Consider the following 21,636-nt stretch of genomic DNA (forward strand, 5'->3'; position numbering starts at 1 on the left):
CCGGGCCGGGGCCGCTGGCTGTGCGCAAAGGACGGCCGCCACCGGTTGTTCGCCAGCGAAAGACGGACGCCGGCCAAAGGAAGGGGTGCCATGACCCGACGCGCCCTGGCAGCGGGCTGGTGCCTCATCACCCTTTTGGCCGCAACCAGCGGGGCCTTTGCCGGTTGCCTGCCGGCCAAGCTGGTCGTGGCCATCGACGCCGGCCACGGTCCCAAAGCGCCAGGGGCCACCAGCGCCTCGGGAGTTGCCGAATACCACTTCAATCTCCGACTGGCCGGGCAAGTCCGCGACGCCCTTTATGCCGCCGGTTTCACCAAGGCCTTTCTGATCGACCCCACCGGCCTTGATCTGCCCCCGGCCGGCCGGGCCAAACGGGCCAATGCCGCCGGTACCGCGCTCCTCATCTCCATCCACCACGACTCGGCCCAGCCGCAATTTTTCACCAGCGAGACCGTTGGCGGCACCACCCGGCGCTTTTGCGACCACTTCGCCGGCTATTCGCTTTTCTATTCCGGCCGCAACCGGCACGCCGACGACAGTCTGGCTTTCGCCCGGCTCATCGGCCGGCAATTGCGCCGGGAGGGCCTGCCCTTTACCCGCCATCACGCCGCCGATGTCCCGGGCGAACGCCGGCCCCTTGTGGACGACGAACTCGGCGTGTACCGCTACGACGGGCTGGCCGTGCTCCATGCGGCCGCCTCGCCGGCGGTGCTGGTGGAGGCCGGAGTCATCGTCAACCGGACCGAGGAAGCGGAACTAGCCGGCCCGACACGCCAAATGCAAACGGCCCGGGCCATCACCCGGGCCGTGGTCAACTGGTGCGCCGGCCAGCGGCCGTAACCGGATCGTGGGCGCGCCCAGCCGGTGGCCCAAAAGCAAACGGCCCGGAGCATGGTCCGGGCCGTTGTCAATCGGCAGGCAGGCGCGGGGGAAACCGGCCGGCTCAGTCGCTGCCAAGGGCCAGCCGGTCCCAGGCCAGAGCCCGGGCCTTTTCGGCCAATTGCAGCATCTCGGGCTTGGAAACCTGATCGTCGGCCCCAACGGCTTCGCCCTTGTGCCGCAGGCTGTCCGTAATGAGCGAGGAGAAAAGGATCACCGGCAAGCGCTTGAGCACCGGATCTTCCTTGACTTTGCGGGTCAGGCTGTGCCCGTCCATGGCCGGCATTTCGATGTCGGATACAAGGATATGGACGAAATCGGTGATGGGCCGGTTTTCCTCGGCCGCCGCCGCCTTCCAGGCCACCAGTTGCTCCCAGGCGATACGGCCGTTTATGGTGCGCGTCACTTCAAAACCGGCCTTTTCCAGGGACGTGCCGATCATGCGCCGGATGGTGGTGGAATCGTCGGCGATAAGGGCCTTAAAGACCATATCCTTGTCCGGCAACTCCTTCTGGCTCTCGACAAAGGCGACTTCGTCAAGCTCTTTCAGGGCCAGCTCGGGGTTCAAGTCAGCCACGATCTTTTCCATGTCCAAAATAAAGACGACCCGGGATTCAAGCTGAATCACGCCGGTGACGGAGTTGCCGGAATAGGCCTGGACCTGGACGCTTGGCGGTTCGATCTGCTCCCAGCTCAGGCGATGGATGCGCGTGACGCCCGACACCCGAAAGGCGCTGATCACCCGGTTAAACTCTGTCACCACCACCTTGTCAGAGGCATTGTCCGAACGATCTTTCCCGAGCCACAGGCTCAAATCCACCAACGGCACGACCTTGTTGCGCAGATTAAACGTGCCCAGCACGCACGGATGCGGCGTCTGCGGCATCTCCGTAACCTTGGGCAGCCGGATGATCTCCAGCACCTTGGCCACGTTGACCCCGTAGTATCCAACATAGGTCTTGCCCGACGCAGTCGGCTCCTCCAAATAAAATTCAACGATTTCAAGTTCGTTGGTGCCGGACTCAAGGAGGATATTGGTATTGCTCATGCGGCTTGGACTCCCCTTCGCGCCCCGGGTCGGGTGGCTGTGGCTCGCTGTATCAACGTCGTATCTTTATGCCGTTGATTTCATAAAAAGCAAGCGGCTGGGAGTCCCGGCCGCTGTTTGACAACACTGTGGTTTTTCGCAATACAAACGAAGCTGGAGTATCCATTCGCACGGCAGCCTGTTTGTCAGCCCGGGGAATATGCCATGCCCAGACGTCCGTTGCGTGTCATCCTGATTGCACTTGCCGCCTTGGCCGTCCTGCTGCCTACCGCTGCGCTGACGGCCCAGGAGGACGCCCCTGTGACGCTGCTCGTGTTTCATCGACCGCCGTATTATATTCTCAAAGACGGCAAACCAGCCGGCGGCTTCCTGCTCACAGCGGCGCTACTCGTCTTTGAAAAAGCCGGCATTCCTGTCACAGTACGGGAAATGCCGCCAGGGCGCATCATTGCCACCCTGGCCGACAACAAAACCCAGGCCTGCGGCGTGGGCTGGTTCAAAACGCCGCAACGCGAGGCCTTTGCCCACTTAAGCCTGCCGCTCTACCAGGACCAGCCCTTGGCCGTGGCTGTGGGCAGCAGCGCCAGGGGCATCCCGACCGAGCCGCCGCCGACGCTTGGCGATCTCCTGCGAACCGAAAAGACCTGGGGGCTTCGTGAAGGCTTTTCCTACGGAAAGGAGGCGGATCAGGCGTTTTTGCAGTATCCGGCCAACCGGGTCAAACGGTTCTCCGACACGCACCATATGGTGACACTGCTGGCCCAGGGCCGTCTCGACGCCCTGCTTATCGATCCCGAAGAACTGTCCTGGATCGTCGCCAGCCAACCCGAGCTGGGGCAGAAAATCCGGCTCGTTCCCCTGGCCGGCGTCCCGCCCGGAGCCGACCGCCACATTCTGTGCAGCCAGGCTGTCTCCCCCGAGGTCATGGTCCGCCTGGACACGGCCATCCGCGCCTTCGCGCCCACACAACAGTACCGGGATCTCACCACGTTTTCATATCCCTACAAGTAACGGAGGACAGCCGCTCAGCATTTCCGGTCCAGCAGCAGATGGGAAAAATAGCCGAGCACCGTGGCGACATAGTAAGGAATAAAAGGCTTCCACGGCAATCCGAGCAACAGCATGGGGGCGAGCAGAACGGAACTGGGGATCAAAAGCGCCGCCCACCAGGAATGGGTCCAACCCCGGTGCGAGCCGATGGCCGGCAGCAGGGCGCAAAAACCCAGCACCGCCGCATAACGGTACTGCTCGCGAAAGATCAGGAACCCGTCCACCACCAGAGCCGCGCCGTAAAAAAAACGCCGGCCTTTGGAGTCGGTGTCCACATCAGGGAAAAGCCCGCCCAGAACGGAAAAAAGGCCCAGGCAGACGGCGGTCTCAAAACCCGGACGATATAACCCCAGCCACGACGTGCCGGCCACGGCTGCCCCGGTAACGGCTGCCGCGCCAACGATATGCATCTTATATCCCGGCATGGAGCGCTCCCTAGCATCGCCACCCCGGTCGCGCAACCCGGTCGGTACGCCCCGAATTGTTGCGTCCGACTGCCGCCTTGACGCCGGCCGCTCCCCCCGGCTACGAGGAGCGATTGACAACCCCAAAATCGGAAGCACGACATGCCCCGTACCCGTTTCCTTTCCACCCTGGCCGCCCCCCTGCTCCTGGCAGTCCTGCTCCTGGCCGCAGCGCCGCTTTTCGCCGCCGGCCCCACCGTGGAGCTCTACGTCACAAGCTGGTGTCCCTACTGTACCAAAGCCAAGGCCTACTTCGACGGCAAGGGCATCGCCTATTCCCTCTACGACATCGACAAGGATGCCGCTGCCAATTTGCGCTACAAGCGCTACGGCGGACGCGGCGTGCCCCTGGTCATGATCAACGGCACGGCCATCGCCGGCTATTCCGTGGCCGAATTTGAAAAGGCCCTGGCCGCCCCGGCCCCGGCCGCGGCCCATCCCAAATTCGCCACCCCATAATAAAACGCGTCCCCTTTCCCTTGCCGCCAACCGGACCGGGCCTAGGCCCGGCCTTTCGCCATGGAGTGCCCTGTGACCAGCCTGTCCTCCCGCTTCAGCCAGCGTGCCCACAATATTAAAATTTCGGCCACCAAGCTCATGCCCATGATCGCCAGCCAGGTCGGCGGCTGCGCTTCCCTTGGCCAGGGCGTGCCCTCTTTTGCCACCCCGCCCCATGTTGTCGAGGCCGTGTGCCGGGCGCTGACCGACCAACCCTGGGCCGGCAAGTATTCGCTCCAGCCCGGCATGCCCGAACTGCGCCAGGCAGTGGCCGGGCTGCTGGCGGCTGAAAAAGGACTTGTTGCCGACCCGGACCGCGAAATCGCCATCACCGTGGGCGGCATGGAAGCGCTCCTGTGCGCCATTTTGTGCCTGTGCGATCGCGGCGATGAGGTCATCGTCCCGGAGCCGTTCTACCCCTCCCATGTGGAGCAGGTGCTTCTGGCCGAGGCCCGTCCGGTGTTCGTGCCCCTTCGCCGCCACGACTGGAGCCTGGACGCCGACGCCGTGGCCGCCGCGGTCACCCCGTGCACCCGGGCCATCATCGTCAATTCGCCGCACAACCCCACCGGCTCGGTTTTTGCCAAGGCCGACTTGCTGGCCGTGGCCGAGGTCGCCCTGCGCCACGGCCTGACCGTCATTTGCGACGACACCTACGACGCCCTGGCCTATGACGAACCGGCCTTTTCCCTGGCCAGCCTGCCGGAGTTGCGCCCGCAGCTTGTGGCCGTGGGCAGTTTTTCCAAGCGCTACGCCTTAACCGGCTGGCGGGTGGGCTTCGCCTTTGCCCCCGAGCCGATCATGGCCCAAATGCTGAAAGTCCACGACTGCACGGCCATTTGCGCCCCAACACCCTCCCAGATAGCCGCCCTGGCCTCACTGACCGGCCCCCAGGACATCTACGCCGGCTTCCTTTCCATTCTGGCCCGACGCCGCCGCGCCATCATGGCCCACCTCGATGCCATGCCGGCCATCACCTACAACGCCCCGGGCGGCGCTTTCTACATTATGGCCCGCTACGCCCTGCCCGACGCGCCCATGGACGTGGCCACCCGGCTGATCCACGAAGCCCGGGTCATCACCATCCCCGGCGACAGCTTCGGCCCCGGCGGCACGCAAAGCCTGCGCCTGTCCTTTGGCGGCGACGACGCCGAAATCGATACGGCCTGCCAGCGCCTGGGGGACTGGTTTGCCCGGCAGTAAGGGTGCCCCGGGCCAAATGCCTTTTGGGAGCGAGACGGTTTCACGCCGGGCAGGGTTCGCGCAGCAGTAAGGACGCCCCGGGCCAAAGACGGCGCTGCGGCTGCCCCTGCCAGGAGCACCGCCGGCCGCCGTATTAATCCCTTCCCCGGGGAAGTCTCTTGGAGTACACGGGGACCGGCTGCAACAGCCCAAGGATGCCGTCTCCCATGAATCAGCCAAGCACTTCCCCCGGGGCGGTCGTCTACGCCCGCCCGGCCCTGGCCATGCTCGGGGTCAATCTGATGGTCTTTATGGCCACCCTCGATATGAGCATCGTCAACGTGGCCCTGCCGACGCTGACGGAAAGTCTGCACACCGATTTCGCCACCATCCAGTGGGTCATTTTAAGCTATGTGCTGGTCATTGCCAGCCTGCTGCTGCTGGTGTCGCGCCTGGGCGACATGCGGGATAAAAAACAAATTTTTTCCACTGGATTGGTTCTTTTCGTCGTGGCTTCGCTGTGCTGCGGCCTGGCCCCGTCGGTCTCCTGGCTTATCGGCTTTCGGGCGCTGCAAGGCATTGGCGCGGCCATGAGCCAGTCCCTGGGCATGGCCATCGTGACCCAGATCGCCCCACCGGCCAGCCGGGGCCGGGCCTTGGGATTTATCGGCGGCACCGTGGCCATGGGCCTTATGATCGGCCCGCCGCTCGGCGGGGTGCTCATTGGTCTGATCGGCTGGCGGTCGCTGTTTCTGCTCAACGTGCCCTTTGGGCTGCTGGCCTATTTTGTCGTGCGCCGCTATATGCCGGCCTTACCACCCGTGCGTCTGGGGGAACGCTTCGACGTACCCGGGGCAGCACTGGCCTGTCTGACGCTGGCCTGCTACTGCCTGGGCATGACCTTTATGCAGCGCCAGGGTTTTTCTGACCCGACGGCCCTTGGCCTGCTCGGTGTCAGCGCTTTGGGCCTGACGGCCTTTATTGCCGTCGAACGCCGCAGCCCGGCCCCCATGCTCGACTTGTCGCTGTTCGCCAACCCGCTTATTTCGCTTCCCCTGGCTATCGGGACGCTGGTTTTTATCACCGGGGCCAGCGGATTTATCATGCCGTTTTTCCTGCAAACAGGGCAGGGCCACACGGTCACCGAGGTGGGATTATTGCTTATGATCCTGCCGGCCTCCATGGCCCTGACCGCCCCGATTTCCGGCTCTCTGGCCGACCGCTACGGGGCCAGGGGCATCAGTCTGGTGGGCCTGATCGTGCTGTTGGGCGGCTGTCTGGCCCTGGGGACGCTGACCGAACACACGCCCTGGTGGGGCTATCTGCTGCGTTCCATGCCGGTGGGCCTGGGCATCGGCATCTTCCAGGCCCCCAATAATTCGACCATCATGGGCCAGATGCCGGCCCACCGCCTGGGCGTCGGTTCGGGACTGGCCAATTACGCCCGGGTATTTGGCCAATCCACGGGCCTGCCGCTGGTGGCCACGATCTTTTCCGGGCTGGTGCTGGCCTCCGGCACCGTGGCCAGCCACGCCGATTTCACCAGCGCGCCCCCGGCCGCCCTGGCCGCCGGCGTGGCCGGCGTGTTCCACGCCCTGGCCGCCTTGCTGGTGGTGGCCATCGCCATGGCCGTCTGGGCCTGGAAACTGGAAAATAGGGCCAAGGCCCCGGGCACAAAGGCCTGATTCCCGCCGCAGGGAGCAGCCTTACGCCGCACCCTGGTTTTCCAGCGCCGCCTGTTCGTTGGGCTCGAACAACTCCCGACGCACCCGGTCACGTTCCTGGTCGATCTGCTCATCGGTGGCCCCCAGTTCCCGCAACAGCCGGGCCGTCATGGCCAGGGCTATCTCGCCTTCCCCGGTAAAAACCGCCTGGACCCCGGCCTGGCGCAGGGTTTTGGCGTCCGCCAGGTACCCGACCCGGCTGAGAATACGGATATTGGGTTGCAGCTCCAGGGCCGCGGCCACGATCTCGGCGGCAGGCAGTTCTGAAGCCGTCAACAACAGACTTTGGGCCGATTCGATGCCGGCATGGTGCAAAATCTCCCGGCTGGACGCGTCACCGTGCACCGCCGGCAGTCCTGCGGCTGCCAGGGCTTTGATGGTCTGGATATTAAGCTCCACCACCACCGGTTCGATGCCGTTGTCGCGCAAAATGCGGCACAAAATGCGCCCCACCGGCCCATAGCCCACCACCACGGCCCGATGGGCCGCCGCGTCCACGACCACAGCCTCGCCCAGGGCCGCCCCCCCGGACCGCACCAGGCCACGGCGCTCAAGCCAGCCCAATAGCGGCGCAACACCCTGATACAGCCAGGGATTCAAAATGATCGAAACCACCGAGGCCAGCACCAGGGCATTGGTGGCTTCGGCCGGCAGGATGCCAAGCGTTGCGGCTACAGCGGCCAGGATAAAGGAAAATTCGCCGATCTGGGCCAAAGCCGCAGCCACGGCCAGGGCGATGGCCAGGGGACGGCGCAGCAGCAAGACCACCACCAGGGCGGCCAGAGGCTTTCCCACCAGCACAATGGCGATGGTGGCCAGTTCCAGCCGCCAGTGGGCCACCACCGTGGCCGGATCGAGCAGCATGCCGACCGACACGAAAAACAGCACGGCAAAGGCGTCGCGCATGGGCATGGCGTCCGAGGCCGCCCTGGCCCCAAAGGGCGACTGGCCGACGATCATGCCGGCCAAAAAGGCCCCCAAAGCCATGGAAGCTCCGAAAAAGAGCGCCGACCCCACCGCCAGCCCCAAGGCCGCCGCCAATACCGCCAAGGTGAACAGCTCCCGTGAGCCGGTGCGGGCCACATGGCTGAAAAACCGGGGCAACAACCAGCGACCGGCCACGGCAACTACGGCCGCCAAGGCGGCCAGTTTGGCCAAGGCCAGCCCCAGGGTCAGCCCCAGCCCGCCGCCGCCCTTTGGGCCGTACAAGGCCGGCAGCAGGACCAGCACCAGGATGGTGAACAGATCCTCGACAATAAGCCAGCCCACGGCGATATGGCCGGTGGGGCTGTGCAGGTCGCGGTTGTCGGCCAGAACCCGGGTCAGGACCACGGTGCTGGCCACGGCAATGGCCATGCCAAAGACCACCCCGGCCGTCCAGGACCAGCCCAGGGCATGGGTGGCCACGGCCCCCAGCCCGGCCGAAACGGCAATCTGGGCCACGGCCCCAGGCACGGCCACGCCGCGCACGGCCATAAGATCCTTGAGATGAAAATGCAGGCCCACGCCAAACATCAGCAGGATCACGCCGAGTTCGGCGAACTGGTTGGCGATGCCGGCGTGAGCCACAAATCCCGGCGTAAAGGGTCCAATGCAAAACCCGGCCGCCAGATACCCGACGATGGGTGACAGCGACAGCCGCCGGGCGGCCAGCCCCAGGATCAGGGCAGCCACCAGTCCGGCGGTCAGGGTCAGGATCAGGTCAATATCGTGAGGCATGGCGTCTCCTTGGCACAACACCAAGACGACCGTACCCGCAAATCGCCCGGGGACGGCCGGCTGGCCGGCAATGATGCGTCGTCATCCGGCCTCGCCGCTACGGGCAGGCCGATGCCGTTACAGTTGCAAGAATTCCTTGCTGCCGCACAGCGGACAGCAACTACCGCCAGGATGTTTGGTGCCGCAACTGGCGCAGGCCACCTCCAGCGGCGGCGCCTCGGGATGGGCTTGGCCGCATATCCGGCAGTGGGTGAAATCCGGGTCGTTTTCAATCTGACACTTGGGGCACAGCCAGGGAGCCTTGGGCTGGGACATGGCAACCTCCACCGCGATGTCGGCCGCCACAAGGCAGCCGAAGACAGTGGAGCCACCCTACGCCAGCGGCGGTGCAAAAGCCAAGCAGACGTTTGCTTTGCGGGCACCCGGCCCCTGGTGCCCTGGCGTTGCCCGGCGCGACGCGCCGAGTGACACGCCCGGCGCGACATAGGCCCCGTGCAACGCCTGTCCAGCCCCACATGTCCAGCGCAAAGCCTGTCCAGCGCAACACATTGACAGTTCCTGCCAGGGACACTTAGGATAATAAATATGTCTGCCGTGCCCCCCTCCCCAGACGCCGCCCTGGCCGACCGCCAGGCCCAACGCCTGCAAGAGGCCGTGGAAAATCTCTTTGCCTGCTGCCAGGCCCGCATCGCCCTGCAAAGCCAGCGCTGCAACCTGCCGCCGGCGGCACTTCGCGCCCTGCTCGCTTTGGGCGAAAACCGCTATCTGGCTCCCGGCGAACTGGGCCGCCGCCTGGGCGTGACCAAAAGCCGGATCACGGCTGTCTCCACCCAACTGCTGCGCCTGGGGCTGATTGACAAGCATCCCGATCCTGCCGATGCCCGGGTCACCCTTTTAAGCCTCACGCCCGCCGGCCGCCGCGCCCGGGATGAGGTCCGGGAGTTTATGGCCGATCTGTTTCGCAACATCCTTGAGCGTGTCGAACCGGCCCAGCGCGAGGCGGTTCTGGCTTCCCTTACCGTGCTGCGCCACTGCATGGATGCCGTACGACGGGATTTGCAAGCCTAGAGGCGACCGCGCCAGACGGCCCGAATACGTCGCCGGCCCCAGACGCTCCCAACCGCTTCACAGCAACGCCCCTTTAAGGCATACCCCCGGCATGGATATTCCCGTTCTTCCCGATATCACTATTGTCTTCGGTCTGGCCGTCCTCGTCATCCTGGTCTGCCACCGGTTTAAGATACCGACACTCGTCGGTCTGCTGCTCACCGGCGTGCTGTGCGGCCCGCACGGCCTGGGCCTTGTCCGCTCGGCCCACGGCGTCGAGATCTTATCGGAAATCGGCGTCATCATGCTGCTCTTCACCATCGGCCTGGAGCTGTCCCTGGCCGATCTGTCGCGGCTCAAACGCCCGGTCTTTATCGGCGGCTCGGTGCAGATGGGGCTGACCTGGCTGGTCTTTTTTGCCGCCGGCCTTTTTGGCGTCAATTTTTCCGGCGGCTCCTCGGTGCTGATCGGCATGCTGGCCGCCCTGTCCAGTACGGCCATCGTGCTCAAAACGCTCCAGGAGCGCTCCGAAATGGAGGCTCCCCACGGCCGGGTGAGCCTTGGCATTCTCATCTTTCAGGATCTGCTGGCCGTCCCCATGACCCTGGCCGTGCCGCTTTTGGCCGGAACGGCCCTGGGCGGCACCAATACCGCTTCCATCGCCTATACGGTCGGCAAAGGCGCGCTCATCCTGGTCTTGCTGGTGGTTTTATCGCGCAAGGTCATGCCGCGACTGCTCCTGTCCATTGTGCGCACCCGCAGCCGGGAACTGTTTCTCCTGGCGGCACTCGGCATCTGCCTGGCCGTCAGCCTGCTCACCGCCGCCATCGGTCTGTCCCTGTCCCTGGGGGCATTTTTGGCCGGCCTGCTCCTGTCCGGGTCGGATTATCGGGAAAATCTGCATGAGGCCGTGCTGCCGTTCAAGGACGTCTTTACTTCGCTCTTTTTCATTTCCATCGGCATGCTGCTCAACGTTACAACCGCAGCCGGGCACATCTGGGAAATATTGGGCGCAGCCATTCTGCTGCTGGTCGTCAAGGCCATCGTGGCCGGCGTGGCCACGCGCGTTCTCGGCTATCCCACCCGCACCGCCGTGCTGGTCGGGCTGGCCTTGTGCCAGGTCGGGGAATTTTCCTTTATCCTGGCCAAAGCCGGCTTTGCCCAAGAGGTCATTTCCGAACATTTCTACCAGAAGTTCCTGGCCGCCAGCATTTTGACCATGGTGCTGGCCCCGTTCCTGATCGCCCTGGCCCCCCGGACGGCCGGCATCATCTGCCGGTTGTTCCGGGTCTGCGATACGCCTGATGCTGCGCCGATGGCGCGTTATACCGACCACCTGATCATCCTGGGTTTCGGCGCGGGCGGACGGCAACTGGCCCGGGCCGCCAAGACGGCCGACATCCCCTATGTCATCCTGGAAATGAACCCGGACACGGTGCGCAACGAAGCCCAAAAAGGCGAACCCATCATTTTCGGCGACGCTTCCAAGCCCGGGGTGCTGACCCATATCTGCGTGCAGGAGGCCAAGGCCCTGGCCGTGGTCATTTCCGACGCCGCCGCCGCCCGCCGGGCCGTGGAAATCGCCCGCTTCGAGAATCCGGCCCTCTACATTGTGGCCCGCACCCGTTTTAACACCGAGATCAAATCCCTGCTCAAGCTGGGGGCCAACGACGTCGTGGCCGAGGAATTCGAGGCGTCTTTGGGGGTGTTCGCTCGGGTCATGGACAAGTTCATGCTGCCCCACGACGACATCGAGCGCATGGTGCAAGCCATCCGGCGCGAGGGCTACAAGGCCATGCTGCCGGGTTCCCTTGACGAAATGGCGGGGTTTGTGCCGGATAAATCCCTGGCCGGCCTGCATGTGGCGGTCTTTACGGTGGATGCGGCCTCGACCCTGGCCGGGCGCTCGCTTATGGACGTGCATCTGCGGCGCAAGCATGATCTGACCGTGGCCGCAGTGCGGCGCGGCGATGCCTTTGTGCCCAACCCCGACGGTCCCTTTGTCCTGAATGCCGGCGACCGGCTCTATGTCCTGGGCACGGCCGAAACGCTTAAAAAGGGAGCCGGGCTTTTCCGGGGAACCGCCGAGGCGGCCAGCCCGGCGGCATAGGCCTGCCGGGCCGCCGCCAGATCAAACAGGGCATGCCCCACGGTCTTAAAGACCACCGGCCCGGCCGGACGTGGCGGCGCGCTGTCCAGGATGTCTTCCAGGGCCGTGACCGCCCCCCAGTCCACGCCGGCGCGCAGATAATCCCCGGCCTCGACCTTGGCCGAGGCCGGATCATCCACGAAAAGCGCCGAACGCAGCACCAGCGAGGCCGGCAACTCCGCCGCTTCGGGCGTAAATGAGCCAACGGCCGACACGAACACGTCGTCGCGCACCACATCGGCCAGGACCGGCTCGTTGCTGGTGGTGGCCGTTATGATGCGCCCCGCCTGCCGCGTTGCCTGCTCCAGCCCGGCCGCATCGGCCGCGAGGCGCACCGTGATCCCGACCTCGGCCAGGGCTGCCGCCAGCGCCGCGACCCGGTCCGGCGTGCGGCCGGCCACAATGATGTCGCGCACCCCCAGCCCCTGCCAAAACGCCTCCACATGCGCCCGGGCCTGGACGCCGGCCCCGATGACGAGCAGCGGCCCGGCCGTGCTTGGAGCCAGGAGCCGGGCCGCCAGCAGACTGACTGCCGCCGTGCGCCGGGCGGTGGTGGTCGGGCCGTCCAACACCCCCAGCCGCCGGCCCGTGGCCGCCTCCAGCACCGTCACCTCGCCCTGAATGACCGGCCTGTCCCGGTTGCCCGGATGCACGGTGATGGTCTTGACCACGGCCAGCTGCCCGTCGGCGGCCGGCATACACAAAAGCACGCCGCCCGGGATCGGCACGGCCAGCCGCTCGGGAGCCTGGGCCACACCGGCCTGGCGCGCCCGCAACACGGCGGCAATGGCCTCGGACAGGGAGAGATAATCAAACATTTGGCCTCCGAAATACTGGTACTCCCGCCCTCCCGCCCCCCCGCCCCACCTTGTTCGAAGAGTGTTTTCAAGGAGTTCCGGGCGTTGGATGGCCAACTGGCCGGTTGTGGGCCGCAGTCCGTGGCGGCTAGCCCCGCCCGGCCGCACGACCGGCCCGCCAGCGATCAATCCAGCCGGCCGGGGATAACCGGCGCCGCAGGGCCGAGGGGGCATGGTCGCGCTGCCACAGGCGCAAAAACCACGCCCCGAGAAGCACCAGCCAGGCATTGTAATCGAGCCACAGCAAAAAAAGCACCGCTCCGCTCAGCGACCCGTAGACCAGTTCGTACCGGGGCAACCCGGCCACAACCCGGGCAAAGAGGAGGCTGACCCCCCAGCCGGCCACGGCCAGGGTCGCAGAGACGCCGGCAATGGCCCGCAACGGCCGCCGCCCCGGCAAAAAGAGCCCATAGGCTGCGGCAAAAATGCCGGTCAGGCAGGCCACGCCCCACACCGCCGACCATTCGCGCCAAAAGCTGCCCCGAGGCTCCAGGCGCGGCAGATAGGCCAGATACATGGCCGCCGTCACCGCTCCCACAAAGAGCACCCCGGCCGCAGCCCCCCAGAGTGCGCCCAGAAACCGGCCCGCCAGGGAACCGGCCGGGGGCGGCGGCGACTCCCGCCACGGCCGGGCCAGGGCCTGGCGCAGCGCCCCCAGAAAAAGCCACGACGACCACAGCACAAACAGCGCGCTCTCCAGGGAGAACCCCGGCGAGGCCCACAACAACCGGCGCGCCCGGGACACCAGCACCTCGTCGATATACGGCGCGATGACGGCCAACTGACGGCGCAGGGCCATCTGCCCGGTCCAGCTCTCGCCAGACACCGCCCCGCACAAGGCCAGCATGGCAAAAAGCAGCGGCACGGATGAAAGCAGCGCGTAAAAAGCCAAGGCCGCCGCCTGAGTCGGGCCGCCGGCGCGCAAAAACGCGATGATTGTTTCGCCGCCCAGTCGGACAAGCTGCCGCAGCCAGGCGGTCACGAGCCGCCGCCGGAAAATCAATCGTCTCACGGCTGCCCCCCCCCCCGGCCAAGCCCTCGCCAACGGTCAACGCCCGCCGGAAAACAGGCTCCCGGGCCGGACCTACTGCGGCAGTCCCAACACCTGACGCGTCTCGGCCCGGGCTGCGGCATAGGCTTCCTGGAAGGCCGGGCTTTGTTGCAAAAACGCGGCAATGACCGTGCCGGCAATCCGGCCGGCGGCAACGTCGCTGGGGTAATGCACCCCGCCGATCTCGCGATTGAACCGATAGGCTTCGGCCCGTTCATAAATCTGCGTCGCCCGCTCCGGGACCATGTTGGCCAGGATGATGGAATCCACCGTGCCAAAGGTGGAATGGCCGCTGGGATAGGAGGCATTATTGGGCTTGGGCACGCAGGGATTAAGCGCGGGATTGCTGGCATAGGGCCTGGGCCGGTCCCAATGCTTTTTGGCCGGCCCGAGAAGCGCATCCGCGTTCTCCTTGACCTTTTCAAAAAAAGCCGTGGTCTTGGGCAGCTTCGCGGCCGTGAAATCAGCCCCGACGGCATCGGCGAAACGAAAGACATTGCGCTCGGCATCGGCCAGGGCAAAGGCTTCCATGGCCGGGGTGCGCTCTTGTTGCAAGGTTAACAGCAGCGCCATCTCCTCCTGCTGCACGGCTGAACCCACAGCTGGCGGCGGCGGGAGCAATTTCGCGAACGCGATCTGCTCCTGGGCGACAAAGGCCGTTTCCCCGGACCAGGCGGCAAGCGGCAGGAGCACAAGCAGGAAAACCAGAAGCGAACGATTCAACTGACGCATGGCAGACCCCCCTCAAAGTTGTATCAGCAGTGGAGCATGCTTCGATGGCAGGCGCGTACGGCAACGTTTTATGGGAAACGGCCGCTGCCGTATCTACCTGCGCCAACGCAGCAAGACCTATGCAGGTACCAGGGATGGCCCGGACTTGTCATCCTGGCGGGCTTGGCAAGCGCCCGGCGGCCCGCGCCCCAAAACGTAACCAGCCGCCCCCGGGCAGCGACCGAAAGCGAAACAGGGCGCGGGCGTACACCGGGCAAGGCAATGCCTCGCAGTCCGCGTCAATTTGCTTCGGCGGCTTGTGGAACGGATTCTGCAAAGCCTGCCCCATGCAGGGAGGTTTTGCCATGTTCACATCAAGCATCCACGTGGAATGCGTCAGTTTTTTCGAGCCGTCCGAAGGCGTCTGGCAGGAAGAGAACGTCAAAACACCGACGCAGGACGATCAGTCCGGCCACTGCGGCGACGATGAAGAGGATTTTCTGTCGTTTTGCCGGCGTTCCGTGCTGTAGCCGGCCTGCCTGGCCGCAACGCGCCGGGGGAAGCGGCCGCGTCACGTTCCCAACGCAGCAGTTTTTTGAAGGGCCGGCTCGTCCGGCCCTTCCCTTGGCCTCATGTCGCGTTCGGTAATTGCTGTTCTGGCTTGCCTGCCATCAATTCGCTGAATTTATTATTTTTATTCACAAAAAAATCATAAATGTTTTTTTGTGAACGCCACACGAGCCTTAAGCCGCAACAAAGCGCGGCAGGCTCGGATCGCGCCGGGTGAGCAGTTGTGCGGCCAGCCCGGCACACACGCTGCAAGTCTGGCAACGGCGCAGACAACCGGACGTGCGCGCATAAAAGTCCCCGGGCAGAGCTTTATTCTCCAAAACAAACCGGTCGGACAGGATCTCCGGGGTGTCCAGGAGCCACAGCAGATTGCCGTCAAACGAGCCGTCCAGATAGGCGGCCACGATGGCGCGCAAATCCGCAGCCAGCCGGCTGCGGCCGCACAGCTTGACGAAATCCACCACGCCCTCCAACTGCCCGATATCTTCGGGCCGGATAAACGGCGAGGCCAAAAGCCGCCCCGGCTCCTGGGCAAAATCGCGCAGACAGCCCAGGTCGCGGTTCAACTCCGCCCCCACCCGGCAGGCGGTCAGACGCGACAGGGCGATATGGGCGTCGTGGGCTGATTTGTAGGGACAGGCGTACAGGCACCCTTCGTTGGCCATGACTCCCAGGCGCATTTGCGGCCATTCCCGGCGAAGTCCCGCCGCCAGCGCGGCCAGGGCGGCCGGGTCGCGGTTGAGGTCCCGGTCGAGGATGACCGACGACGGCGGACGAAAATGGGTGGAGCAAGCAGCGTCGATGATGGCGGCCGCCCGCTCGAAGCTGCCCAGACGAAAATTGATGCTCGGCACGGCGCACAGTTGCCCGGCCAGTTCCGGGGCGGCGTCCGAGAGCGCCCGCAGCAGATACTGGTCGGCATAAACCAGGCCGGTCACGGCCCCGGCCGCCACATAGCCCTCCAAGACCAAAACCAGATCGCGCAGCCGGTCGCCGCCAAGCATGTCCGGTGCGTTAAACGCGGCGTTTAAGAGGCCCAGGCGCGGCATGTCCGGCAACGCGGCCAACCCCACGGCCAGTTCCATGGGTGACGGATCAGCCAGGCCCGGCAGCCGGGCGTCGGGCGACTCCGGCCCCAGCCGAAAATACACCCCTTCCAGGGCCTCGGCCCGCGCTGCCAGCAGAGCCGCATAGGCCGCATCAGGCACATAAGGAACCTCGAACCGCATGCTCGCTCCTCGCCGCACCGGCTATTGCCCCTGACCTTGGGCGCGGCACTTTCGCCATAATGTAAACATACGTTAACCGCAAGACCGCCGCTTCGATTCCGGTACGAAAACGCCGGCCGGACCGGGAATCGCCAGTCTCCTTTTTGTGCCCTGCCGGGGGCGTCGTGTCAAACGCCCTTGCCTTTGCCGGCAACGTCCTTATCTTGCGTTCTTGCCGCGAAGGCGCTTGGAGGCAGGATGACCGAGGCTCCCCGTATTCACATCGAAGGCGCACGCCAGCACAATCTGAAAAACCTCACCCTGGACATCCCCCGGGACAAACTGGTGGTGGTGTGCGGCCCGTCCGGTTCGGGCAAGTCCACCCTGGCCTTTGACATTGTCTATGCCGAGGGCCAGCGGCGCTATGTGGAGTCCCTGTCCGCCTATGCCCGGCAGTTCCTGCCCCAGATGGACAAGCCGCAGGTGGACAAAATCGAGGGGCTGTCCCCGGCCATCTCCCTGGAGCAGCAGACCGCCACCCGCAACCCGCGCTCGACGGTCGGCACGGTGACGGAAGTCTATGATTTCCTGCGCGTCTTTTTCGCCCGGCTGGGCAAGCCCCATTGCCCGGGCTGCGGCGAACCCATCACCGCCCGCACGGCCGATGAGATTATAAACGACATCCTGGCCCTGCCCGACGGCACCAAGTTGCTGCTTTTGGCCCCGCTGGTCGAACACCAGAAGGGAACCCATGCCGAGCGGCTTAAAAAGCTCAAAAGCCAGGGTTTTGCCCGGGTTCGCATCGGCGGGGTCGTCGTGCCCCTGGAGCCGCTGCCGGAACTGGAAAAAAACAAGCGCCACACCATCGATCTGGTGGTGGACCGGCTGGTGGTCAAAGAGGGCATCCGCTCGCGCCTGTCCGATTCGGTGGAACTGGCCCTGGCCCAGAGCGAAGGCCGGGTCTACGTGGCCGACCACGAGGGCAAGGCCAAGGACCGCATCTTTTCCACGGCCTCGTCGTGTCCGGCCTGCAAAATCAGCGTGCCGCCGCCCTCGCCTCAGCTCTTTTCCTTCAATAGCCCCCAGGGGGCCTGCCCGGCCTGCTCCGGGCTTGGGACCGTGGATTATTTCGAGCCGGCGCTTCTCGCCCCCAACAAGGGCCTGTCCCTGGCCCAGGGCGGCATCCTGCCCTGGAAAAGCGAGCGCGCCCTGGCCCGCTACGCCAAGCGCCTGGAAGACCTCGGCCGGCGTCACGGCTTTACGCTTGGCACCCGACTCGGCGAATTTTCCGACACGGCCCGGGAAGCGCTTTTTTATGGGGACAAGGCCTTTGGTTGGGAGGGCGTGGTCCGGCTTCTGGAAAAGGGCCAGTCCTTTGGTTCGGTGTGGCGCGACGAACTGGCCCGCTACCGCCAGTCGCGGCCGTGTCCCACCTGCCTTGGGGCGCGGCTGCGTCCCGAAGCCCTGGCCGTGCGGGTGGCCGACGTCAACATCGCCCAATTTTGCGCCATGCCCATCGACCGGGCCTTGCCCTGGCTGTCGGGCGTCGGCTTTGCCGGCTCGGACGCGGTCATTGCCGAGCCGCTGCTCAAAGAACTCACCCATCGCCTGCAATTTCTCTCGGGCGTGGGCCTGGAATACCTGTCGCTCTCACGCAACATGGCCACGCTGTCCGGCGGCGAAGCCCAGCGCATCCGCCTGGCCGGCCAGCTCGGTTCCGGGCTGGTCGGGGTCACCTATGTCCTGGACGAGCCGAGCATCGGCCTGCATCCCCGGGACAACGACCGCCTGCTGGCCACCCTGCGCCAGCTCCAAGGCCGGGGCAACACGGTGCTGGTGGTCGAGCACGACGAGGCCACCATCAAAAACGCCGACCATATCATCGAGCTTGGGCCGGGTTCGGGCCGCCTGGGCGGCGAGGTGGTCTACCAGGGCGACGTTTCTGGCATGATGGCCTCGCCGACCTCGCTGACCGGCAAATACCTGCGCGGCGAGCTCGTGTCCCCCCGCCCGGAAACCCGGCGTCCGGGCAAGGGCAAAATCGTTTTGCGCGGCGTCACCACCAATAATTTAAAAAACATCGATGCCGAGATACCGCTTGGCTGTCTGGTCTGTGTCACCGGCGTTTCCGGCTCGGGCAAAAGTTCGCTGGTCATGGATTCGCTGTATAAGCATCTGGCCCTGGCCCAGGGCCTCAAGGTGGACGCGCCCGGGGCCATTGCCGGCATCGAGGGGGCTGAGCAGATCGAAAAGATCGTCAGCATCGACCAGACGCCCATCGGGCGCACCCCGCGGTCCAACCCGGCCACCTACACCAAGATTTTTGACGAAATCCGCAACATCTTCACCACCACCCCGGATGCCAAGCGGCGCGGTTTCAAACCCGGGCGCTTCAGCTTCAACGTCAAGGGCGGCCGGTGCGAGGCTTGTGGCGGCGACGGCCAGATCCGCGTGGAAATGCACTTTCTGCCGGATATTTACGTCACCTGCGAAGTGTGTTCCGGGTTGCGCTACAACCGCGAGACGCTGGATGTGCGCTACAAGGGCTTAAACATTGCCGAGGTGCTGGATCTGACCGTGCGGGGCGCGCGGGAATTTTTTGAGAATTATCCGGTCCTTGACCGCCGCCTGCAAGTCCTTGAGGAAGTGGGGCTGGAATACCTGCATCTGGGCCAGCCAGCCACGACGCTGTCCGGCGGCGAGGCCCAGCGCATAAAGATCTCAAGGGAATTGGGCAAACGCAGCCTGCCCGGGGCGCTTTACATCCTGGACGAGCCGACCACGGGGCTGCACATGCAGGAGGTGGGCAAGCTCATTACCGTGCTGCACCGGCTGGTGGACAAGGGAGCCAGCGTGCTGGTCATCGAGCACAACACCGATGTGGTGGCCGCCTGCGACCATGTCATCGATCTTGGCCCCGGCGGCGGCGAGGGCGGCGGACGCATCGTGGCCCAGGGCACGCCCGAGGAGCTCAAAGCCGACCCCAATTCGGTGACCGGGCGGTTTCTGCCCTAGGCTCCGCCTTCTACAGTCCCCCCGTTCGCCCCCTGTTCGTCACACGCTGCGGCTACCCTGCCGGCCGTTAGCAACGTACAGGAGAGCATCATGCGAACCATCGGCATAAGCGGCGTCCTCACCGTGGCGGTTTGCGCCACGGTCCTGGCCGGCATCCTCGGCCTGCTTCTCTATGTGTCCCACACCACCACCACCCTGGCCGAGAGCCTGACCGCTGAGTCCATGCTCCAGACGGCCGAGGCCACCAGCCGCACCCTTGACCTGTACGCCGCCCAATCCATGGAACTGGCCGCAGCCCTGGCCCGCCGCCCCGGCATCCGCGACGCTTTTGACGGCCGCCCGGAAGTGACCCAGACCGTGCTGGCCGAAACCCTGGCCAGTTTCAAGGGCCTGCGCTCGCTGGTGGTCTTTGACGCCGCCGGCACGTTGCTGGCCGGACGCGATGCCGAGGGCAAGGTCTTTACGCCCGGCGAGAGTTACGCCGAGCGCCCCTATGTCAAGGCGCTGCAGTCCGGGGCCGACACTTTTGTGACCCGCTCGGTCCTGACAGCCAAACACAACGCCAGCCTGATCCTGGTCGCGGCCAGTGCCGTGCGCGGGCCGGACGGCAAAATCCTGGGTGGCGTTGGCGTATGTTCCGACGTGGCCCCGGCCGTGGCCGCCTTCGTCAGCCCGCTGCACTTCGGGGAAAAAGGGTACGGCTTTGTCCTCGACGAGGCCGGCGTTGTCGTCGCCCATGCCGGCGATGCCGCACTTGTCGGCCAGAACGTGGCGAAACTCGATTTCATCCGCCAGCTCATGGACGTGAAAAACGGCGTCTTCACCTACGCCTGGAAAGGCGAAGACAAGGCCATGGCGGTTGCCCGCTCGGAACAGACCGGCTGGTACACGGGCATGACCGCCTCCAGGGCCGAGCTCACGGCGGCCGCCGTGGCCCAGCGCAATACGCTCGTCCTGATCGGGCTGGCCGTGGTGCTCCTGGTCACCGCCGTCATTGCCGGCATCACCCGCCGGCTGGTGCTGCGCCCCCTTACCGCCATCAATGCCTTTGCCGACCGCATCGCATCGGGCGATTACGCCGCCGCCCTGGCCGGCCCCTTCCGCTACGAACTGGCCGCCCTGGCCGGACATGTGCGCCACATGGTGGAAGAACTCAAAGCCAGACTGGGCTTTGCCAAGGGCCTGCTGGACGCCATGCCCATCGCCTGCGTGGTCTCGGCCCCGGACGGAACCTTGCGCTTTCTCAACCAGCCGGTCCTCGACTTTCTCAAGGACAGCGGCAAGCCCGAAGACTATATCGGCCAACCCGCAGGAACCTTTTTCTACGGTGACCCGGACCGCCAGACCATAACGGCCAAAGCCATGGCCGAAGGCAAGGCCATAAAAAAAATCCAGACCGACGTCCCCACCCGTACCGGAGACACGGCCTTCACCCAGATCGACGCCGCCCCGCTGTATGACCTGGAGGGCGTGTGCCTGGGCGGGTTCGCCCTGTTCACCGACCTCTCGGAACTGCGCCGCCAGCAGCGCCACATCGAGGACCAAAACGGCCTCATCGGCCGAACCGCCTCGGAAGCTGCCGTGATGGCCGACCGCATGGCCTCGGCCGCCGAAGAACTCTCGGCCCAGATCGAGCAGTCGAGCCTTGGGGCCACCGAACAAAGCGACCGGGTGCAGAGCACCGTGGCCGCCGTGGAACAGATGAACGCCACCATTTTGGAAGTGGCGAAAAACGCCTCCAGTACCGCCCAGCATGCCGGAGAGGCCCAGGAAATGGCCCGCAAAGGCGCGCTGCTCGCCGGTGAGGTCGTTAGCGCCGTGGACACCGTGCGCGAACAGGCCGTCAGCCTCAAGGACACCATGTCCGGGCTTGGCCAGCGCGCCCAGGGCATCGGCACGGTCATGAGCGTTATCTCCGATATCGCCGACCAGACCAATCTGCTGGCGCTCAATGCCGCCATTGAGGCCGCCCGGGCCGGCGAAGCCGGACGCGGCTTTGCCGTGGTAGCCGACGAAGTACGCAAGCTGGCTGAGAAAACCATGGTCGCCACCCGCGAAGTGGGCCAGGCCATTGCCGGCATCCAGCAGGGAACGGCCCAGACCGTGGCCATGGTGGACGGGGCTGTGGCCAGCGTCGAGGAGGCCACCGGCCTGGCCAGACGTTCGGGCGAAGCCTTGGCCGATATCGTGTCCGTGGTCGCCACCGCCGGCGATCAGGTCCGGGCCATCGCCACGGCGGCCGAAGAACAATCCGCCACCGTGGAAGAAATCTCCCAGGCCGTGGCCTCCATCAACCGCATCGCCACGGAAACGGTTGATGCCATGATCCAATCCGCCACGGCCGTGACCGATCTGGCCGATCAGGCCCAGGGACTGTCCACCCTCGTGGCCGAGATACAGGGCAGCAACGACCGGCCTGCCCTCCCCCATTAGTGTGGCGTTCAGTCCTTTCCGCTATGGTATG

Annotated in this window: 18 protein-coding genes; 10 read left to right on the forward strand and 8 right to left on the reverse strand. The window is 65.2% G+C overall.

All coding sequences use genetic code 11. From position 1 onward, the window contains the following. The first annotated feature begins 90 nt into the window (after positions 1–90). Positions 91–840: an N-acetylmuramoyl-L-alanine amidase family protein gene (locus GTA51_RS02650; protein WP_160958438.1), complete on the forward strand. Its 750-nt coding sequence runs from the start codon at positions 91–93 to the stop codon at positions 838–840. A 103-nt stretch (positions 841–943) separates the two neighbouring features. Here GTA51_RS02650 and GTA51_RS02655 read toward each other — a convergent pair whose 3' ends face one another. After that, a complete protein-coding gene (locus tag GTA51_RS02655; RefSeq protein ID WP_160958439.1) occupies positions 944–1,927 on the reverse strand; it encodes a chemotaxis protein in 984 nt (327 codons plus the stop codon). 204 nt (positions 1,928–2,131) lie between these two features. Here GTA51_RS02655 and GTA51_RS02660 point away from each other — a divergent pair, with 204 nt between their 5' ends. Then, complete coding sequence (locus GTA51_RS02660; RefSeq protein ID WP_160958441.1) at positions 2,132–2,938, forward strand: substrate-binding periplasmic protein; 807 nt, start codon at positions 2,132–2,134, stop codon at positions 2,936–2,938. A gap of 14 nt (positions 2,939–2,952) precedes the next feature. Here GTA51_RS02660 and GTA51_RS02665 read toward each other — a convergent pair whose 3' ends face one another. After that, entirely contained in the window at positions 2,953–3,402 is a 450-nt protein-coding gene (locus tag GTA51_RS02665; RefSeq protein ID WP_160958443.1) for a metal-dependent hydrolase, read from the reverse strand. Between the two features lie 141 nt (positions 3,403–3,543). Between GTA51_RS02665 and GTA51_RS02670 the strand changes: the two genes are divergently transcribed. The 3 genes from GTA51_RS02670 to GTA51_RS02680 all read left to right on the forward strand — a co-directional run bounded on the left by GTA51_RS02670 (position 3,544) and on the right by GTA51_RS02680 (position 6,806). Next, positions 3,544–3,900 (forward strand): glutaredoxin family protein, encoded by a 357-nt coding sequence (locus GTA51_RS02670; RefSeq protein ID WP_160958445.1) that lies wholly within the window; start codon positions 3,544–3,546, stop codon positions 3,898–3,900. Positions 3,901–3,960: 60 nt separating this feature from the next. Then, complete coding sequence (locus tag GTA51_RS02675) at positions 3,961–5,142, forward strand: pyridoxal phosphate-dependent aminotransferase (RefSeq protein WP_211922400.1); 1,182 nt, start codon at positions 3,961–3,963, stop codon at positions 5,140–5,142. Between the two features lie 206 nt (positions 5,143–5,348). Continuing rightward, the gene (locus tag GTA51_RS02680) at positions 5,349–6,806 is read left to right on the forward strand and encodes an MFS transporter (RefSeq protein ID WP_160958448.1); all 1,458 of its coding nucleotides are present in this window, start codon (positions 5,349–5,351) and stop codon (positions 6,804–6,806) included. A 21-nt stretch (positions 6,807–6,827) separates the two neighbouring features. Here GTA51_RS02680 and GTA51_RS02685 read toward each other — a convergent pair whose 3' ends face one another. Next, positions 6,828–8,564 (reverse strand): cation:proton antiporter, encoded by a 1,737-nt coding sequence (locus GTA51_RS02685; RefSeq protein ID WP_160958450.1) that lies wholly within the window; start codon positions 8,562–8,564, stop codon positions 6,828–6,830. 117 nt (positions 8,565–8,681) lie between these two features. Next, positions 8,682–8,879 (reverse strand): hypothetical protein, encoded by a 198-nt coding sequence (locus GTA51_RS02690; RefSeq protein WP_160958452.1) that lies wholly within the window; start codon positions 8,877–8,879, stop codon positions 8,682–8,684. A 270-nt stretch (positions 8,880–9,149) separates the two neighbouring features. On the opposite strand from GTA51_RS02690, the gene GTA51_RS02695 reads away from it, so the two are divergent. Next, a complete protein-coding gene (locus GTA51_RS02695; RefSeq protein WP_160958453.1) occupies positions 9,150–9,632 on the forward strand; it encodes a MarR family winged helix-turn-helix transcriptional regulator in 483 nt (160 codons plus the stop codon). 91 nt (positions 9,633–9,723) lie between these two features. Then, positions 9,724–11,721 carry a monovalent cation:proton antiporter family protein gene (locus GTA51_RS02700; protein ID WP_160958455.1) on the forward strand — a complete coding sequence of 666 codons (1,998 nt, stop codon included), beginning with the start codon at positions 9,724–9,726 and terminating at the stop codon, positions 11,719–11,721. On the opposite strand, the gene GTA51_RS02705 is transcribed toward GTA51_RS02700, so the two are convergent. The 3 genes from GTA51_RS02705 to GTA51_RS02715 all read right to left on the reverse strand — a co-directional run bounded on the left by GTA51_RS02705 (position 11,637) and on the right by GTA51_RS02715 (position 14,400). Further along, positions 11,637–12,578 carry a delta(1)-pyrroline-2-carboxylate reductase family protein gene (locus GTA51_RS02705; RefSeq protein WP_160958456.1) on the reverse strand — a complete coding sequence of 314 codons (942 nt, stop codon included), beginning with the start codon at positions 12,576–12,578 and terminating at the stop codon, positions 11,637–11,639. The two genes, GTA51_RS02700 and GTA51_RS02705, sit on opposite strands and share 85 nt — an antisense overlap. A gap of 127 nt (positions 12,579–12,705) precedes the next feature. Next, the gene (locus tag GTA51_RS02710; RefSeq protein WP_160958458.1) at positions 12,706–13,629 is read right to left on the reverse strand and encodes a YhjD/YihY/BrkB family envelope integrity protein; all 924 of its coding nucleotides are present in this window, start codon (positions 13,627–13,629) and stop codon (positions 12,706–12,708) included. 72 nt (positions 13,630–13,701) lie between these two features. Then, entirely contained in the window at positions 13,702–14,400 is a 699-nt protein-coding gene (locus GTA51_RS02715) for an acid phosphatase (RefSeq protein WP_160958460.1), read from the reverse strand. 344 nt (positions 14,401–14,744) lie between these two features. On the opposite strand from GTA51_RS02715, the gene GTA51_RS20565 reads away from it, so the two are divergent. Further along, complete coding sequence (locus GTA51_RS20565; protein ID WP_170300321.1) at positions 14,745–14,909, forward strand: hypothetical protein; 165 nt, start codon at positions 14,745–14,747, stop codon at positions 14,907–14,909. A gap of 213 nt (positions 14,910–15,122) precedes the next feature. On the opposite strand, the gene GTA51_RS02720 is transcribed toward GTA51_RS20565, so the two are convergent. After that, positions 15,123–16,178: a hypothetical protein gene (locus GTA51_RS02720; protein ID WP_160958461.1), complete on the reverse strand. Its 1,056-nt coding sequence runs from the start codon at positions 16,176–16,178 to the stop codon at positions 15,123–15,125. 237 nt (positions 16,179–16,415) lie between these two features. Here GTA51_RS02720 and uvrA point away from each other — a divergent pair, with 237 nt between their 5' ends. Next, positions 16,416–19,172 (forward strand): excinuclease ABC subunit UvrA, encoded by a 2,757-nt coding sequence (gene uvrA / locus GTA51_RS02725; protein WP_160958463.1) that lies wholly within the window; start codon positions 16,416–16,418, stop codon positions 19,170–19,172. 90 nt (positions 19,173–19,262) lie between these two features. After that, complete coding sequence (locus tag GTA51_RS02730) at positions 19,263–21,605, forward strand: methyl-accepting chemotaxis protein (RefSeq protein ID WP_160958465.1); 2,343 nt, start codon at positions 19,263–19,265, stop codon at positions 21,603–21,605. The last annotated feature ends 31 nt before the right edge of the window (positions 21,606–21,636 follow it).

The organism is Solidesulfovibrio aerotolerans (assembly GCF_009856865.1).
Lineage (GTDB): Bacteria > Desulfobacterota > Desulfovibrionia > Desulfovibrionales > Desulfovibrionaceae > Solidesulfovibrio > Solidesulfovibrio aerotolerans.